This window comes from Chloroflexota bacterium (assembly GCA_014360825.1).
In the GTDB taxonomy this organism is placed as follows: Bacteria; Chloroflexota; Anaerolineae; order UBA2200; family JACIWT01; genus JACIWT01.
This window is the reverse complement of sequence record JACIWT010000006.1, coordinates 121,737-139,160: the sequence shown is the minus strand read 5'-3', so window position 1 is coordinate 139,160 and position 17,424 is coordinate 121,737. Positions and strand designations below refer to the sequence as shown.

13 protein-coding genes are annotated in these 17,424 nt (G+C 54.1%); 8 read left to right on the top strand and 5 right to left on the bottom strand.

The window, feature by feature from the left end; translation table 11 throughout:
• Positions 1–19 precede the first annotated feature (19 nt).
• Positions 20–1,153 (top strand): DNA polymerase III subunit beta, encoded by a 1,134-nt coding sequence (dnaN, locus tag H5T64_05815; protein ID MBC7263863.1) that lies wholly within the window; start codon positions 20–22, stop codon positions 1,151–1,153.
• A gap of 93 nt (positions 1,154–1,246) precedes the next feature.
• Positions 1,247–2,482 (top strand): DNA replication/repair protein RecF, encoded by a 1,236-nt coding sequence (locus H5T64_05810; GenBank protein MBC7263862.1) that lies wholly within the window; start codon positions 1,247–1,249, stop codon positions 2,480–2,482.
• A 36-nt stretch (positions 2,483–2,518) separates the two neighbouring features.
• Here H5T64_05810 and rsmG read toward each other — a convergent pair whose 3' ends face one another.
• The 5 genes from rsmG to H5T64_05785 all read right to left on the bottom strand — a co-directional run bounded on the left by rsmG (position 2,519) and on the right by H5T64_05785 (position 10,412).
• Positions 2,519–3,274, bottom strand: coding sequence for a 16S rRNA (guanine(527)-N(7))-methyltransferase RsmG (gene rsmG, locus H5T64_05805; GenBank protein MBC7263861.1), 756 nt, complete (start codon positions 3,272–3,274; stop codon positions 2,519–2,521).
• Positions 3,275–3,318: 44 nt separating this feature from the next.
• A complete protein-coding gene (locus H5T64_05800; GenBank protein MBC7263860.1) occupies positions 3,319–5,577 on the bottom strand; it encodes a DNA translocase FtsK 4TM domain-containing protein in 2,259 nt (752 codons plus the stop codon).
• Between the two features lie 2 nt (positions 5,578–5,579).
• A complete protein-coding gene (locus tag H5T64_05795; GenBank protein ID MBC7263859.1) occupies positions 5,580–7,223 on the bottom strand; it encodes a ribonuclease J in 1,644 nt (547 codons plus the stop codon).
• Positions 7,224–7,281: 58 nt separating this feature from the next.
• Positions 7,282–7,884 (bottom strand): uracil-DNA glycosylase, encoded by a 603-nt coding sequence (locus H5T64_05790; GenBank protein ID MBC7263858.1) that lies wholly within the window; start codon positions 7,882–7,884, stop codon positions 7,282–7,284.
• 131 nt (positions 7,885–8,015) lie between these two features.
• Positions 8,016–10,412: a hypothetical protein gene (locus tag H5T64_05785; GenBank protein MBC7263857.1), complete on the bottom strand. Its 2,397-nt coding sequence runs from the start codon at positions 10,410–10,412 to the stop codon at positions 8,016–8,018.
• 352 nt (positions 10,413–10,764) lie between these two features.
• On the opposite strand from H5T64_05785, the gene H5T64_05780 reads away from it, so the two are divergent.
• The 6 genes from H5T64_05780 to H5T64_05755 all read left to right on the top strand — a co-directional run bounded on the left by H5T64_05780 (position 10,765) and on the right by H5T64_05755 (position 17,356).
• Positions 10,765–11,568: a GntR family transcriptional regulator gene (locus tag H5T64_05780; protein ID MBC7263856.1), complete on the top strand. Its 804-nt coding sequence runs from the start codon at positions 10,765–10,767 to the stop codon at positions 11,566–11,568.
• Between the two features lie 15 nt (positions 11,569–11,583).
• On the top strand, positions 11,584–13,389 hold the full coding sequence (locus H5T64_05775) for an aldehyde ferredoxin oxidoreductase family protein (protein MBC7263855.1): 1,806 nt from the start codon (positions 11,584–11,586) through the stop codon (positions 13,387–13,389).
• 137 nt (positions 13,390–13,526) lie between these two features.
• On the top strand, positions 13,527–14,435 hold the full coding sequence (locus tag H5T64_05770) for a DMT family transporter (GenBank protein MBC7263854.1): 909 nt from the start codon (positions 13,527–13,529) through the stop codon (positions 14,433–14,435).
• Between the two features lie 44 nt (positions 14,436–14,479).
• Positions 14,480–14,890, top strand: a complete 411-nt coding sequence (locus tag H5T64_05765; protein MBC7263853.1) for a PTS sugar transporter subunit IIA — start codon at positions 14,480–14,482, stop codon at positions 14,888–14,890.
• Between the two features lie 61 nt (positions 14,891–14,951).
• The gene (locus H5T64_05760) at positions 14,952–15,449 is read left to right on the top strand and encodes a PTS sugar transporter subunit IIB (protein ID MBC7263852.1); all 498 of its coding nucleotides are present in this window, start codon (positions 14,952–14,954) and stop codon (positions 15,447–15,449) included.
• Positions 15,450–15,571: 122 nt separating this feature from the next.
• On the top strand, positions 15,572–17,356 hold the full coding sequence (locus H5T64_05755) for a PTS system mannose/fructose/sorbose family transporter subunit IID (protein MBC7263851.1): 1,785 nt from the start codon (positions 15,572–15,574) through the stop codon (positions 17,354–17,356).
• The last annotated feature ends 68 nt before the right edge of the window (positions 17,357–17,424 follow it).

Genomic DNA, 17,424 nt, shown 5'->3' with positions numbered 1-17,424 from the left:
TGCCTGAGGAGGTCAGTCGATGAAACTTTCCTGTCTGCAAGAGAATTTGGCCAGAGGACTTGCTATCGTCGGCCGCGCCGTGGCCACGCGAAGCACCCTACCGGTTTTATCAAACGTCCTCCTGGCGACAGATGAGTCGCGGCTTAAACTCTCTGCTACCAACCTGGAGGTCGGCATCAATTGCTGGATAGGGGCCCAGGTCGAGGAGGATGGTGCAGTGACCGTCCCGGCACGCCTGTTTATTGACCTGGTGAACTCTCTGCCCCCCGAGCCGATTCGGCTTGAGTTGATCACTCGAACCCAGACCTTGAATATCAAGTGCGCGCGATACGAAGCCAACATCAAGGGCATTGATGCGCAAGAATTTCCGCTAATTTTGGTTTTCACTGAGGACAATACAATCACTTTGTCGCCTGAGCAGGCCCGTGAGATCATTAACCAGGTAGCGTTTGCAGCAGCCGTGGACGAAAGCCGTCCTGTACTTACGGGCGTGCTAGCCGAATTGTCTGGCTCCACCCTCACCCTGGCTGCGGCGGATGGGTATCGGCTCTCAGTTCGCACCACTCGACTGGAAAAGCCCGTCGAAAGGCCCGCTACGGCTATCATCCCAGCCCGTGCACTGCAAGAACTGGCCCGCGTGAGCACTGAAGAAGAGAATGCGATTAAAGCAACTATTGCTCAGGGCCGCAATCAAGTATTTTTCAGCCTGACTAACATCGATCTGGTCTCTCAACTTATTGAAGGCACGTTCCCTGACTACAAGCAGATAATCCCCAAGAGCTATACTACCCGCACAATTGTGGATACCAATGAGTTCCTCAAGGCGGTGCGCATCGCTTTCTTCTTTGCCCGTGATGCGGCTAACATCGTCCGTTTGAGCATCACACCGGGTAACAATCTGACGCCTGGTAGTATGGCCGTCGCCGCTACATCCGCTGAATTGGGCGACAATGTGGGTGAGATCGAGGCCAGCGTTGAAGGGGAACCAATCGAGATCGCTTTCAATGCGAAGTACCTAATAGATGTGCTGAGCGTCCTCTCCAGCCCACAGGTCGTCTTAGAAACCACCACGGCTTCCAGTCCCGGTGTGATCAAACCCGTTGACTCAGAAGATTTCATTCACGTGATTATGCCTATGCACATCGCTCGTTAGAGGCATGACCTTCCACGTCTCAGAGTGAACTCGGCTGTGTTTGAGGGCTGTGGCATGAGGGCGTTGCCATAGCCCTATTTTGAGGGCTCAAGCGTGTTCATTAAACATCTGTCGCTCACCAATTTTCGGAATTTTGTGCGTCTGGAACTGGATCTGACCAGCGAAGTAACCGTGCTCCAAGGAGATAATGCTCAGGGCAAGACCAATCTCCTCGAGGCTATTTACTACCTGGCCACCACTCGCTCGCCGCGCACCTCATCAGATCGTCTGCTGATCAACTGGTTGGCCGATGAAGAAGATTTGCCTTACTCGCGCTTAGTGGCTGAAGTGCAACGCGCCGGCATGATGAACAAGATTGAAATTGCCATTGCGAAAGAGGCGAACGATGCCGAGCCCCAGCGCATGGTGCTGCGGAAACGAGTTCGCCTAAACGGCGCTAACAAACGAGCGGCTGATATACTGGGACAATTGAATGCTGTGCTTTTTATGCCGGAGGATATTGATCTAGTTGGCGGCACAGCCAGCCTGCGACGCCATTGTCTGGATGATGCCCTCTCTCAGATTGACCCAGCCTACTATCGGTATCTGCGACGTTACACCCGCGTGGTCTCACAGCGTAACGTTCTCCTTCGACTGATACGTGACGGACGAGCAGGCCGAGATGAACTGGAGTTCTGGGATCAGAATCTGGTGCGGTACGGGAGCGTGATCATTGCGCGGCGGGAACAGGCCGTTCAACATCTGAACACGTTAGTAACAGAGGTACACTCTGCCCTTACGGGTGCGGGTGAACATTTGCGTTTAGAGTACCTTTGCAGCGTGCCCCGCCTGGAGCCGGCCCATGCTGGATATCAGATCCCACTCTTAAACCAGGATTTGGGCCTGATCGAGTGGTCGGAACTAGATGCTGTTGCCCACGCGATTGCTGACCAATTCACCACGCATCTACTGTCCGTCCGTGAGCAGGAAATTGCGCGAGGGGTCTCGTTAGTGGGCCCGCACCGCGATGATCTGCGTTTCTTGGTGAACGGGGTGGATATGAAAGTTTTTGGATCAAGGGGGCAACAACGTACCGTGACCCTCTCCTTCAAGCTGGCCGAGGTCAGGTTCATGCATCTGATGAGGGGCGAAATGCCCGTTCTCTTGTTGGATGACGTGATCTCCGAACTAGATGCAACGCGGCGTGGTTATTTGATGAACACGATAAACCAGGCTCAGCAAGTCATTATGACGACCACAGACTTGGCTCCTTACAGCCCCCAGTTCCTGAGGAATGCTTCTCTTCTACAAGTGTGTGGAGGACGGTTGCGGCCCCTCTCTCTTCCATAGAATGAGAGCCCAAAGGCGTTACTGCAAGGAAGTTGCCTAACCAAGAGGCCGTTTTTCTGGTATCCCTGGGCGTCGAGGGTACTGGGCTGGACAGGGCGCGACTTTTTCTATTACCACTAAAGTGCGTGGGGTCAACCCTTCGATGTGAATTTCTTTCACCTCTTTGATTCGGCCTCCCAATGTGGAAACCGCTGTTTCGGCATTGGCGACTTCAGCGGCGATCTCGATCCCTTTTTGCGCTATGAAACGCCCACCCACGCGACATAGAGGTAGGCAATACTCTGCGAGCACAGCCAAATCCGCCACGGCACGTGCCAGTGTCACATCATAGCGCTCGCGATGATGGATATCCTGGCCCACTTCTTCTGCCCGCCGCGGCAATACCTCTACATCCTGCAACCCTAATGCCTGCACCACGTGGCTCAAGAACGCCGCTTTCTTACGCGAAGATTCAACTAATGCCATACGCAGTTCGGGCCGCAATATTTTCAGCGGAAGGCCTGGGAATCCTGCACCGCTGCCCACATCCGCACAGAGGAGGGGACATACGCGTCCACTTAAAGGGACAGTGTCTGGCAAAGCAGCCTTGCCGTCATCCACTGGCAATGCCAAAAGGCAGGTCAATGAGTCCAGAAAGTGTTTTAGTTGAACATCTGGATAGTCCGTGATGGTGGTCAGTTTCAGTTTGCGGTTCCAGGCTATAAGTTCTTCATAATAAGTCTGAAATAACGTCAAGTGTCCCCTGGTTAGCCGCAACCCCAGTGCCCGGGCGCTGTGTTCTAATAACTCCATCATGGGGGTCTCAAGTCGTTTTTGGGGCTCTGTCCATCGTACGATCAGCGGTACTCTGTTTCCTGATGCGTCTCATCTTCCCACTGGTGGTTCGTATTCGGTGGCAGTACTTCCCTGGGTTGGCTGCCCCCTTCCGATGGCCCGATGATGCCGCGTTCCTCCATGATGTCAATCAATCGCGCTGCCCGGGAGTAGCCAATGCGCAACCGGCGCTGCAGGAGGGAGATGGAAGCCCGCTTCTGCTCGCGAACGATTTTGATTGCCTCATCCAACAGTTCGTCGGTCTCGGCGAGTTCTTTCTCTCTGGCCACGACCTCTTCCCACAAGGGTTGTTGAACGAGAGGCGTGCCTTCCGGTATGGTCGGAGCGGTGCGGAACCCTCTCCAGAACTGTACCAAGCGCTCTAATTCGGTATCAGAGACGAAGCATCCCTGAAGACGGAGCAGTTTACTGGAGTCAGATGGCATGTAGAGCATGTCGCCCCGCCCCAGAAGTTTCTCCGCGCCTGGTGCATCGAGCACAACCCGCGAATCCACCTGTGAGGTGACCGCGAAACTGATACGCGACGGAAAGTTTGCCTTGATCAGTCCTGTGACCACATCCACTGAGGGGCGTTGTGTGGCCATAACGAGGTGGATGCCGGTGGCTCGCGCCAGTTGAGCGATGCGACACACCGATCGTTCTACCTCATCGGGCGCTACCATCATGAGATCAGCCAACTCGTCAATAAAAATGACGATGTAAGGCAACTTCTCCCCGCCTTGATCGTTGATCACTTGATTGTACATCTCGATGTTACGAACCCCGCGGCGCGAGAAGAGTCTATAGCGCCGATCCATCTCTTGCGTCGCCCACTTGAGCATGGAGACGACCCGCTCGATTTCCACCACGACAGGCGCTAACAGATGAGGGATCCCGTTGAAATTTGTAAGTTCGACCATTTTGGGATCTATCATGATCATGCGTAGGTCGTCGGGGGTGTTGTGGGCGAGCAGGCAAGCGATGATAGAATTGATGCAAACTGATTTCCCGGACCCTGTCGCCCCGGCGATCAGCAAGTGGGGCATTTGGCCTAGATCGGCGGCCACTGGCTGGCCGGCTACATCCTGCCCAAGGGCGATACGCAGTTTGGAGTCAATCTTCCGAAAGGCCTCGGACTCTATCACACTCCGCAGAGAAACCAATGAGACATCCGTGTTCGGAACTTCGATACCGATTATAGAACGGCCCGGGACAGGCGCCTCGATACGAATGGGTGCAGCCGCCAATGCCAGCGATAAATCCTTAGACAAAGCACTGATGCGGTTGACCTTCACCTTGACTTTCTGTATCTTCCCTTGGCGGTCTCGTCGTTCCACAAAGCCTGGCTCAACCCCAAATTGAGTCACCGTAGGCCCTTGGTTGACTTCTACTACCTTGGCGGGTACGCCGAAACTGGCTAACGTTTCTTCGATAACCCGGACCTTGAAACGTATCTCCGCTTGGCTTAGTTCGTGTTCAACACTTTCTTCGAAGATCTCCTCAATAGCAGGCAAATGCCATTCTGGGGGGCCGCCGATGATGCGGGGAAAGAGCAGCCCTCGCATGCTCTCCTGGGTCTCATCGGTCACTGGAGGCACAGCCCGGGCTTCGGTCACTACGCCCTCTGTGCCTGGTTCAGGGGCTCTCCTTTCGCTGATTCTTGCTACCCGTGCAGCAACGCTATCATCTCGGGGTGGCTGGGATGCACGGGAAAACCTGTCTTGAGCGAGATGCCACCAATTCGTCAACTGAGCCCAGGCACCCCTCAATGCGACGCCCACAGTGAGAGTGGAGACACCGAGACACAGGATCACGCCCGTGCTCGCGAGAAGGAGGAGGACCAGGCTTGCGCCAATGCCTCCCACCGCATCTACCAAGGTCTCACTTACGAACCAACCTAAGTAGCCGCCACCACCGCCTTCCGCTGCTAATTTAGCAGGATCCGAGGGGAACGATAGGAGATGGATCAAAGCCAGGCTAGCCACAAACAACAGGATCACACCAAATGCTCGCTGTTTGGGTATCGCAGGTTGTCGTTCAAACCCGCGCAGAAAAAGCCAGAAGCCCAGCGCGCCGGCCCCAAAAGGAACCAAATACGCACCCAAGCCGAAACTCTGCTCGAGCAAATGTAGCCACCTTTCTGTTAGTGTGCCTCGGGTGAGAGACAGTAGGCTCAGAATGGTGACAGCGGCGACGGCCAGCAAGACGATACCCGCAGTCTCGGCCCATATTTTCGGTGATATATCCAGCAAGCCCGGCTTCTTGCCTTTTCTTCTGGCCACGATTACACTTCCATCACAACTGGAATAACAATAGGGCGGCGCTTAATTTCCTCATATGCATATTTGGACAGCCACTCTCTCACGCGCTGGCCGATAGCATCGGCGCCCCCACCCTTGGCCACAGCCTGCTCGACCAACGCTTTGGCCCCCGCCAACAGGTCTTCCGCTTCGGGTATGTAAACGAAGCCGCGCGAAATAATCTCGGGGCCCGATACTATACGCCCACTATCCTTTGCTATAGCCACAACTGCCACGATGAAGCCGTTCCTTGATAATATCCGCCGGTCTTCAAGCACGGTGCGGCCGACATCCCCTACCCCCAGGCCATCCACTAACACCTGCTCTTCTGAGACGCGGCCTGTTATCTTCGCTTCGTCGGGGCTGACCTCTAAGACATCACCACACTCCAAGATAAAGATATGATCAGGGCTTATGCCCACTTGTTCAGCCAATTGCGCGTGTAACACCAAATGACGGTATTCGCCATGAATGGGAACAAAGTATCGCGGCCGCACTAGACTGATCATCATCTTGAGCTCTTCCTGGCTGGCATGGCCGGATACATGCACATCCAGTAACTCGTCGTAATACACATTTGCTCCGAGGCGGAAAAGATTGTTCAGCGTGCGGTTGATCAATTCCTCGTTGCCAGGGATTGGAGTGGCTGAGACTACCACAGTATCCCCAGGCACCAAGTTGACCGCTGGGAAGGTGTTCATTGACATTCGCACCAGCGCTGATGTGGGCTCGCCCTGGCTCCCAGTGCATACTACTGCCGCCTGACGAGGTGGCAAACGGTTGACCTCCTCGACGTTTACGAGTACACCGTTGGGCGCTTTTAGATACCCCAATTCCTCTGCAATGCGAACGTTGTTCACCATGCTGCGGCCCACCACAGCAACGCGCCGGTTATACCTTCGCGCTGTATCCAAGACCTGTTGTATGCGGGAAATGTTAGAAGCAAAAGTAGCAACAATCACGCGCCCCTTGGCTCGGTTGAAGATGTCGTCAAAGGTCCTTGCGATCTCTCGCTCAGAAGGTGTGTAGCCGGGCGTTTCAGCATTGGTGCTATCCGACAACAACACGAGCGTCCCTCGCCGCCCTAAGTCTGCCAGTTTGGCGAAATCGGTTAAGCGGCCATCCACCGGGCTATGGTCGAATTTGAAGTCGCCCGAGTGTACAATCAGGCCCACTGGGGTGCGGATTGCTAATCCAACGCCATCTGGTATGCTGTGACTAACGTGAAAGAATTCGATGCGAAAAGGTTTCAATGCCAGTACATCATCTGGGCTCACCACGTGGAATTCCGCGTCACGCACGTGATGTTCGCGCAACTTCACTTCCGCGAGCCCTTGAGTCAATCGTGTGGCATACATCGGGGCCTTCACATGTTCGACGAGATAAGGCAAAGCGCCAATGTGGTCCTCGTGTCCATGGGTGAGGATGATAGCCCGGACCTTGTCCTTGCGCTCTATAACATAAGTCATGTCAGGTATGACGATGTCCACCCCGAGCATCTCATTTTCTGGGAACATCACCCCCGCGTCTATGACGAGCAACTGGTCCTCGTATTCAATAACCGTCATGTTCTTTCCGATCTGGCCTACGCCACCCAAGGGGATGATCCGTACCTTGTCTTTATGCAAAGGCGAACCTCCTCACTCACGCCTGTCAAAAAGAAAGCTGATAACGCCTAACATAATATCAGAATAGGCTCAATTGTTCTGGTTTCTCCTGAGCGGTGCTTTCATCCACTGCATCTAAATCCTGGATGATCTGCGGTATCTTAAGGAAATCGCGCTCGATATCTGCTTTATAGCGTGATTGGTGCAAGGCAGCGGCTGGGTGATATACAGGAATGATGACCCTGTTTCCAACTTTCTTGGGCTGACCGTGGATTTTCGAAATGTTGCTTTGGGGGAAAAATCTAGCCATGGAAAAGCGGCCCAGCGTGATGATAACCCGTGGATTTATTAGTTCGATTTGTCGGTCCAGATAGGGGCGACATGCCTCGATCTCAGTGAATAAAGGATCACGGTTGTTGGGAGGCCGACATTTGATAACGTTGCAGATATACACTTCTTCTCGGCGCAACCCAATGGAGGAGAGTAGTTCTTCCAAGAACTCCCCCGCGGCGCCAACAAACGGACGCCCTTGTCGATCTTCGTGGAAGCCAGGTGCCTCGCCGATGAACATCAACGTGGCGTTTTTCGGCCCCTCTCCGGGCACCGTGTGTGTACGCCCCTTAGCCAATCCGCATTTCTGGCAGGCCGCTATTTCTGCATATAAATCGTTCAGTGCAGACATGCTCTTTGACCCTCTCTGCCTAATCTCCTGTTCTCTCTATCCTCCGAACCGCTCAGCACACTATCGCCAATACTCTACTATAAATTGTAGCCGAATTCATAGGATTTGTCCAAAAATCGAACTCTGACGGATCAGAGCAAGGCTTTTTGTGCCCGGCCCACCTTCGGCTCGCCGGTTCCCATAAGTCGGTCCCAACTCTCAACGGGGAATCCACTTGCCGCCCAGCCCACTAACCATTCAAATCGGACAACGGTCCATCCTGCAGCCATCAGTGCTTTCGAAAATGATGGCAAACGACGCATTTTATAGCCAAGCAGGCCGATTCTTCGCTCCGGAATTACCCAGAAACGCTTGTTTACTTGGGGCGTGATTGTGAGCGCACGGATCACTTGGGCTGTGTCCTGGATGAGAAAACCAAATTCCACTGCATTTCCCCGATACCATGCTACATCCAAGCCCTCGATGCCAGATAACTCCAAATCTTTGAGGCTCGGGCTGTCCCTCTGCAGCACGGGAGAAAACCAGACGTGGAAACCCAAGTCCTGCGCAGCCTGCTCTAACGCTCGCAGGGCCCCTTCAAATTGTGCTTGGCGAGCGGATGGTTCATCATCAGCGCAGAGTTGCCATTTGCCATCTTCCCCTTGTTGCCCGTAAGAAGTCAGGCAGACTTGCACCAGTTCGGGTTCTGGCGTAAGTAGCCCGGGGAAGCGAGAGTAAATCGCAGCCCTAACGCCCCAGTCAGTGCGGTCCCTGGCCGACGTTAGCACCTCCAATACCGCCTCTTCTACTCGATCTGACAGCAATTGCCATTGTGGAGGAGGCTTTTGTAACCACCATGTGCACGTTTCGGCCCCTTCTTCGGTTGGAATTTGTATTAAATGGTGTTTCAGTCCTCGCTCCAATGCCGCCCGGACTCGCTGGCGGAGAAATAGACGTGGAGGTGTCTCCAGCGTTTTAACTTGCCAGATATCGCTGAGTAATCCTGCTTCGAACAAATTATTCCATGCAGCATTGTGCAACCAATTGAATACCGCGGGCTCCCCACGCTGGCATAGGATTTCCCGCGCGGCTGAAAGAGCCCGTTTTCGCACTTGCAACCCTAAGCGGTTAGCCTCCTGAGGAGCACTGGAACGCTTTGTTGCCGGTACAAAGGTGAGCGTATAGCAGCCCGGCGTGCCCGACCATGGTTTGCGGGGAACAGTTGGTTCATTTGGGTGGTAATTGAACCCGCGCAGGCTCAGTGATGCCCCAGCAGCAGCGAGGAGCACAGCCTCCGATACTGCCAGGAGATTGGCACTGAAGGCCAATACAAGCACGCCATCAGGGCGGAGCAGTTGGCGTAAGTTCTCGAAACTCGCGTGTAGGGCTTGGGTGAACCATGTCCAGTCCCGGAGTCGCTGTGTGCTAATAGGGCGAAGGTTGGACGCTGCTTTGCGTCCATATATCCATGCACTCCAGAGGAAAGAGAGCGGCCAGCCTACAGGATCTGGCTGGGGTGGATTCGTCAGGATGAGGCTTACACTCGCTGGCGGCAAAGTCTCTGCCAATCGGCGGACGGTCATATTCCCTGCAAAGACATTGGGACGTTCATCCCCCCAAGGGTGTGTGAAAAGATCTGACGAGATAAGAGCACTTGGTGAATCTGCCAGTCGGGCGCTGGGTATGCCATCTAATATCAACCCGCGGCCAAATCGCTCAAAGAGTTGCCAGACATTGTATTCTGCAAAGCGCTTAGGGGGATGAAGGCGGAGAGGTAAGCCCGGTTTGGCCTCTTCTGGTGGCGGGTTCCATTTGCCACCCGTTGCTAAAGCGTAGAGCAACGCGTATTGCAGGGCTGGCAGGGAAGGCGAATCCACAAACAACCCCTCTACCTTCATGGCCAGGTTGGCGAGCGCGTACAAATTGCGTGCCGTGTAAAGCCCGAGTAACCACTCGGCCTGTTTATGTTCAGTCTCGTCCGTTGGAGCCAGCCGCTCCAAGACATAGTGGTAATGCAAACCATGCAGATCCACCTCATTAGCGACGTGCAAGTCGAAAGAGGTCGCCGGGGCAGACTGATTTGGCCCACAGTGGGGGCAAGCGTAGTGAACGCTGATCAGTGTATTGGAATCCCGATCCCAGACAAAATAATCAGCGACGACCTCTGCCCCACACTGTGCACATTGGGAGCGATAAAGATTGGTGAGATGATCGCGCAGGGAACGGTCGTGTTTGGGCACATCGCCAATGCGTGTCAGTGCTGCATCCCGTTCTGGAGCAGTCCACCTCACGAAATGAATACTTGTCAATAGAGCATCCAGTGGGTTGAAACTGATGGCAATGCCCCGGCGCTTCTGGGAAATCGCTTCACATAATATCGCACTCGACCGGGAGAATGGATCCAGCACAAGATCACCCTCACGGGTGTAAGACGCGATACAGGCGCGGGCCAACTCGGCTGTTGGCAGATGATCTAGACTGTGCAGGCTGATTGCAGGGAGCGAGATTGGCGTTTGTGGGGGAATGTAGTAATCCATTACCCGGCTCACGTGCGGTTTCTCCCTTCAGCAGATAGTCCATTTTCATTATAATGAGATGCTGGCATTTTGGAAAGCACCAAGTCCCTGGAGATCGTGCGGGTTTTTATTTTGCTCCGGGCGGCAGTCAAGTGGTGGCAGTCTTGCTGTGGTATTTCAGGAAGTCTCTGGCCAAACAGAGTTAACGACCGGTGTGGAAGAGGATGCAAGTCCGCGGATTTTTGGATTTACATAATATACACCTATCATTCACTATGCGGATACTTGACAAGGGACCGAAGTAGTGCTATAATTGGTATGTACTGGTATATACCAGTTATTACTTGAAAGTCAGCGAGAGTGCGGATCACTACGGGGAGGTTGTATGAGCCTAAAGCCAAATGGCCCGGTGCCCTTGTATCTGCAACTCAAAACTGTGATAGCATCGCGTATCGCCCACGGCAAACTCCGTCCCCATGATAAACTTCCCTCCGAACGGGAGTTATGCAAAGAGTTTGGCATCAGTCGCATGACGGTACGTCAGGCCATCAATATTCTTGCCCAGGAAGGCCTCGTGTACACGCAACCGGGCAAAGGGATTTTTGTCGCTGAATCAAATCCTAGATTGGAACTCTCTTTCACTCTCACGGGTTACAGTGAGGAGACAAGCCCAGTGCGTGGTACTCTCTCCTCCTCCATCATTAACGCGAAGTTGATACAGGCTACTGCTGATCTAATGGTGGCCCTTGGACTCACTCGTGCCGAAGAATTGATTGTACTCGAGCGATTACGCTCGGTGCGGGGGGAACCCATTGCTTTTCAAACCGTTTATATCCCCCACCGCCTATGCCCTGGCTTTCTGAACCATGACCTTCTTGCCAAAGCACCGCTGGAAATTGTCCACGATGAATACGGCTTGCGCCCCATAAGGGCGGAACAGGTCATCAAGGCCGGATTGAGCAGTGCACGAGAGATGGAATACCTGCAACTCCCTGGTGTTACACCTGTTCTAATCTTGGAGCGCAAGACTTACCTAGACAGCGGCGAGATAATCGAACTTTCCAAGAGTGCTTACCGTGCTGATCACTTCCAACTGTTTCTCACTTTGGACCTTTCGCGTTGGTCTTTTCAAATAGAGAGAGATGGCAAGCAAACACTCTTAGAAGAAATCCCGAAGCAGAGTCTATAAGGGAGAATAGGGTAGATGGGATTGACTGGTTGGATCGGGAAAATAGGGGAAGTCAACCTCTCCACAGGCAATATTAGTTCCTTGCAGTTAGATGAGACTTTGTGCGGTCGTTATCTCGGAGGGGCAGGACTGGCGGCTCGGCTGTTGTACGATCGTTTACCCCCGGGCACCGATCCATTATCGCCGAACAACATTGTGGCAGTGATGACCGGTCCAGTAACTGGGACACCTTTCCCTGGTGTTGGTAGGGTTAGTTTCTGCTCGCGTTCACCGCTTACAGGTGTATGGGGCGAGTCCAGTATGGGAGGCTATTTTGGCCAGGCTTTGAAGGCTGCGGGTTACGACGGTCTCCTTATATATGGAGCTTCGGAGAAACCGGTCTACCTCAAAGTTACCAACGACGGTATTACCCTGCACGATGCCTCCCCTCTTTGGGGACTTGATACCTATGAGACCGAGCGAGTGTTGAAGAAAACTCACGGGCAGCGCAGCCAGATAGCCAGCATTGGCCCCGCAGGCGAAAATCTGGTGCACATTTCTGGCATCCATCATCGTGGTAGCGATACTGCTGCGCGCTGCGGCTTAGGCGCAGTTCTGGGCGCCAAACGTCTGAAAGCCTTGATTGCTGAAGGCGATGGGGAGGTGGCAGTCGCTGACCCCGGGTCGCTAGCCGAATTGCGTGGGGCACTTATCTCCTCCTATAAAAATGACGCTTGGGTCCACACCTTGCGCACTGGCGGGACAGCCTGGGGGATGGGATTGGCACTGGATCTAAACGACGTGCCGGTAAAAAATTGGAATGTTGAGGCAATCGAGTGGCGGGAGCAGGGCGAAAAGATAAGCGGACAGGCTATGGAAAATGCTGGCCTAGTGGTGGGACGGACGAGTTGCTACCGCTGTCCTATCGCATGTAGGCGAATAGTGCAGGTGGACGAGTCCGCCTGGCAAGTGTCCAAGAGCGCTGGCCCTGAATACGAGACCGTGGGCTCTCTTGGTGCTATGCTGATGATTGACGATCCACGGGTGCTTTGCAAAGCGAATGAACTCTGTAATCGATATGGTATAGACACTATTTCGTGTGGCGGTACCGTTGCCTGGGCCATTGAGGCTTATGAGCGCGGCATTTTGAGCAAAGAAGATACGGATGGTCTAGAGTTGCGTTGGGGCGACGGACAAGTACTCCTGGAACTGATAGAGCGCATTGCTTATCGCCGGGGCATCGGCAACATTCTATCCTATGGCAGCCGCGCTGCGGCTAAGCAGGTTGGCGGGGGTAGTGAAGTTTTTGCTATACAGGTCAAGGGACTGGAACTCGCTATGCATCATCCCCGGGCTATGCGTGGCTTAGAGATCTCGTACGCCACCGGTGCTCGTGGGGCCTCGCATAACGAGGGCGGCACTGTACATGATGAGGTGAGTCTAAAGGAGCGGGCGGCGCTTATCGCCCGTTCGGTGGATAGGGCTTTGATCAACGCCTCTGCCGTTTTCTGTCACTTTACAGTGGGACCGCTTTCTGATAAGAGGGTAGCTGAGGTGCTCACTGCTGTTACCGGGCACAATTATGTGCAAGATGACATATATCAGATTGGCAGCCGAATCTGGCATCTCAGACGGGCTTTCAATATGCGCCATTGCGGCATCGGTAGTGAGGCCGACACCTTGCCGCCGCGTGTGGTTGCCCAGTTGCCTGCCGATACACCCTTCGACGATTTGTTAGCGGCGTATTACCACGCTCGTGGCCTCGACATCCGAGGCGTGCCTATCCGCCGGACCCTAGAGAATCTAGGCCTGAAAGACGTAGCCGATGATCTAAGAATATAGTAGTAACTTGCAGAACCATCCCGTATGTACGGGATATGACAACGGAGGCGGCCATAAACCAACAAGATATAGCGACGACTCAGAGGTCCCTTCTATCAAAGGCCTCTAAGCGGGGAGAGGTATGGGCTCTTGTCTCTGTGGTATGCTATACCATGATCAACCTGTTAGTACGCCAGGCTACGGGACAGGGAGAGCGCTCTATCGCTGTTACGCTGCGGGCTCTGCCAACATTTTTCATAACTCTAATAGTGATACTGATGACGCAGCACCGCAGGGCCCAGCTAATTCCAGGGTCAAACGGGTTCTTGGGGTGGAAATCCATCACCGCTATCCTGGTACAGGCGCTGCTCATTTTTTCTGTGGGCAATTCGTTGCATTTCGAATCCCTCAAATGGGGAGGGGTAACCATTACCACACCCATTAGCTCGACCTCAGCCATCTTTGGGGGGCTGCTTGCCTACCTGGTGTTGGGAGAAGTGTTTAATTGGGAAATGCTCGTCGGCATGGTCGTGACTACGGCAGGGGTTTTTATACTCATGCAAGGCCAGGCAAGGGGCATACCAGTATCAGAATATTGGTCTCGTGCCGTGATCTTCTCTCTAATCGAAGCGTTCTGCGCCGCAGTCGGGGGTATATTGCTCACTTATGCTCTCCGGCGTGGAGCCGACGTCTTTGTGGCCATGTGGTTGAGTACAGGGATGGCTATAACATCTATGTTTGTTGTATTGGCCGCCCAAGGACAGTTATCTCTTTATTGGTCTTCACCACCAGAGGTGGTACGTGACCTCTTTTTTGCCGGGCTGATCAATACCCTGTCGGTACTGGCAATCACCCAGGCCTTGGCGCTCAGCCCTTGGGCGGTGGTTACCTCCATTAGTAGGTTGGGGGTAGTGACCGGCCCTCTAGCAGCAATGTTTTTGTTAGGAGAGCACATCAACGGACTCATGGCCGTGGGCATTCTGTTGGTGTTATTGGGGGTGGTAGTGGTCCAGTGGGGACAGGCTCGTGGGAAGCAACACTTGCCAGAGCCACCACTGGGGTCTTAACTGAGAGGTAGTCATCGGGGGAAGCGGGAGAGGGTTCTGCACAAATGATAGGCATTGTTATTGTCGCTCATGGCGATTTGGGAAAAGAATTGCTACGATCAGCCGAATTGATCTGTGGCAAACAGGATAGAGTGGTGACATTAGGGTTACAGGCTAATGATGCTATTGAAGCCTTGCCATCCAGGATAGCAGAGGCTATCAAAAGCCTGAACGATGTGGATGGAGTACTAGTGCTGGTGGACCTTTTTGGAGGCAGCCCTTGCAACGCTGCCCTACGGTACTTGGCGGAGAGCGACGTTGAATGTATCTCGGGTGTGAATTTGCCAATGTTGTTAGAGATACTGATGCAGCGCGAAGGTATGGAGGTAAGGGAACTGGCTACTCACGCCATACGGGCCGGCCGTGAGGGGATACAAGATATGGGAACTTTGCTGCGCCAGCAGTTGAGAAAATAGGTTTCTGATAACTTATAGAGCATATCGAGATATATCACTTTGGTGAAGAGGTAACAGACAATTGGCTATTGTATTGGTGCGTATAGATGATCGCCTAATCCATGGACAAATCACCACCGCTTGGATCGCCGATGTGGGAGCCACGCGCATCGTCATTTGCAGTGATGAAGTGGCGAATGATCCACTACAGCGGACAATCGTCAATATCACTGCGCCGCCGCGCATGCCCACTGAGATCCTCACAACCGAGCAGACCGTCCAAGTGGCAAAGTCAGGGGTTTGGGATAGGGAAAGGGTCTTTGTGCTCTGCAAATATCCCAGCGATGTCCTGCCTTTGGTGCGGGCTGGACTGGACATCAAGGAAATTAATGTTGGCAACGTGGGGGGCATGACCCAACACAAAGGCGGCCCAGGCAAACAGATCTTTAAGTCTATAGCGGTAACCGAAGAGGATGTGCAGATTTTTCGTGAATTGTTGCAAGCCGGGGTGAAATTGGAGGTCCGCGTCGTCCCTCGCGATCATCGAGTTGATTTGGCGACTTTGTTAGAAAAAGTATGACAACGATTCCTTCGCAGCGACGTTTGTGGAAAGGGGGTGATGTGAGACAGGCCAAAAAGTAATTGTAATACAGGGTTTTGGGTCTGCATATTTTTAAGGTAGAAAGAAAGGAGTGAAATCTCATGCAGCAACTTGATTTCTATGGCGGTTTGGTAGCAGCCTTTGCTGCCGCCGGCTGGCAAATCATCTTTCACTGGCTGCCCCAATTCATCCCTGTTCTCTCGCAGAAAGAGAACAAGACTCTGGCCTGGTGGCTGGCTGCTATGGCAGCTATTCGCAACACTCTGACAAAAAGCCAGGTAGCCACTGCCTTCTTGGTGGGTCTCTTACTGGGGCGGCCGTTAGAAGGGCTAGCCGTGGGCGCGGTGATCGAATTGATGTTCCTGGGCGTTTTCGTAGTGGGAGCCTCAATCCCACCGCAACCCTACTTGGCTACCATCATGACCACCGTCTTTGTCATCCGTGCTGGGCTCCAAACGGCGGATGCTTTGGCCCTTGTCATGCCCGTAGCCATCCTCTCGCAGACGCTCATGATGGCCGCTCTCTCCTGGAACCACCTTCCATTGGGCATTGCCAAACGGCGTGCCGAAGAAGGGGACTTCCGTGGAGTGGACATCCAGAACACGGCATGGCAAGTTACTTCATTTAGCATTGCAGTGAACCTAGTCCCGGCGTTCATTGGGGGGTTCGTTGGCGTGCCCGCAGTGCAGGCTGCCGTCCAATGGTTGCAGACCAATGCCGGGTGGGTTTTGGAGGGCATGGGCTTCCTGGCCGGCGTTCTTCCTGCTCTGGGCTTCGCCCTCCTGCTTTATCAGATGGGCACCCGTCTCATCGGCTACCTCTTCTTGGGCATTGTAGCAGCCATCTATCTCAAACCTGACCCGCTGGCCTTGGCTTTGGCTGGCGTCGGCCTGGCATTGGTGCATATGTTGGCTACCCGCAGAGAGGAGGGCGCGCCCACAACAGCGGTCAGCGAGGCCCCTGCGCGACCGGCACGGGAACTGAAGTTGACGGATGAGGACATCCTGGCCATGTACTGGCGCCACTGGAACCTATTCCAGGTGGCCTCGTGGGAGGTGTTGGGCGGACTGGGCTTCGCACAGACAATGGTACCTGTGATCCGGCGCTTTTACAAGACCAAGGAAGAGATTAGCGCCGCGCTGAAGCGTCACATGGTCTTCTACAACACCAATCCCTGGTTGGGAGCCATCATCCCCGGTGTGCTGGCGTCCATGGAGGAGGAGCGGGCCAATGGCCAGCCGGTAGACGAAGCAGCCATTCAGGGTGTGAAAGTGGCCATGATGGGGCCCTTCGCCGGGGTAGGGGACTCTCTGTTCTGGGCCACCTACATTCCCATCATCCTGGCCATCACTGCTTCCTGGGCACAGTCTGGCAACACGGCTCTGATGTGGTTGGCGCCCATCACTGTCCTAGTGGTGCTGGGGCTTTCCAATCTGCTCATCCCCTACTACTTCATGCGCTTCGGCTACCGTCGGGGTTTGAGTGCCCTGCAAGATCTGCAGCAGCGCAACCTGTTGGCTGAGCTCTCCACGGCAGCCACGGTGGTTGGGCAGTTCGTGGTCGGCGGCTTGGTGGTGAAACTCGTCAACCTGCAGGTGCGTTGGGCACCATCTTTCTTCGGCACCTCACCTATCCAGTTGCAGAAAATCCTGGATTCCATTATGCCCAGCCTACTGCCATTGCTCATCTTCTTCTTCGCCTATTGGCTGCTGCGTCGCGGCAAGTCGGCCATCTTCGTCATGGTCGTCCTGATGATCATCTGCCTGGTGGGGGCCTATCCCATCCCTCTGCCGCTTTTCAACAATGCCAGCATCCTTGGCAAACCGATCGAACCAGAGCAAGCCAAGACTTCGCTGTTGCTGCTGCGTCAGCTTTTCATCGGCTAAGGGCAGTGCCGGGCACAGTGTCACTAAGAGAGCAGCCCAGCAATAGGTTGGGCTGCTCTTCAGGCAAG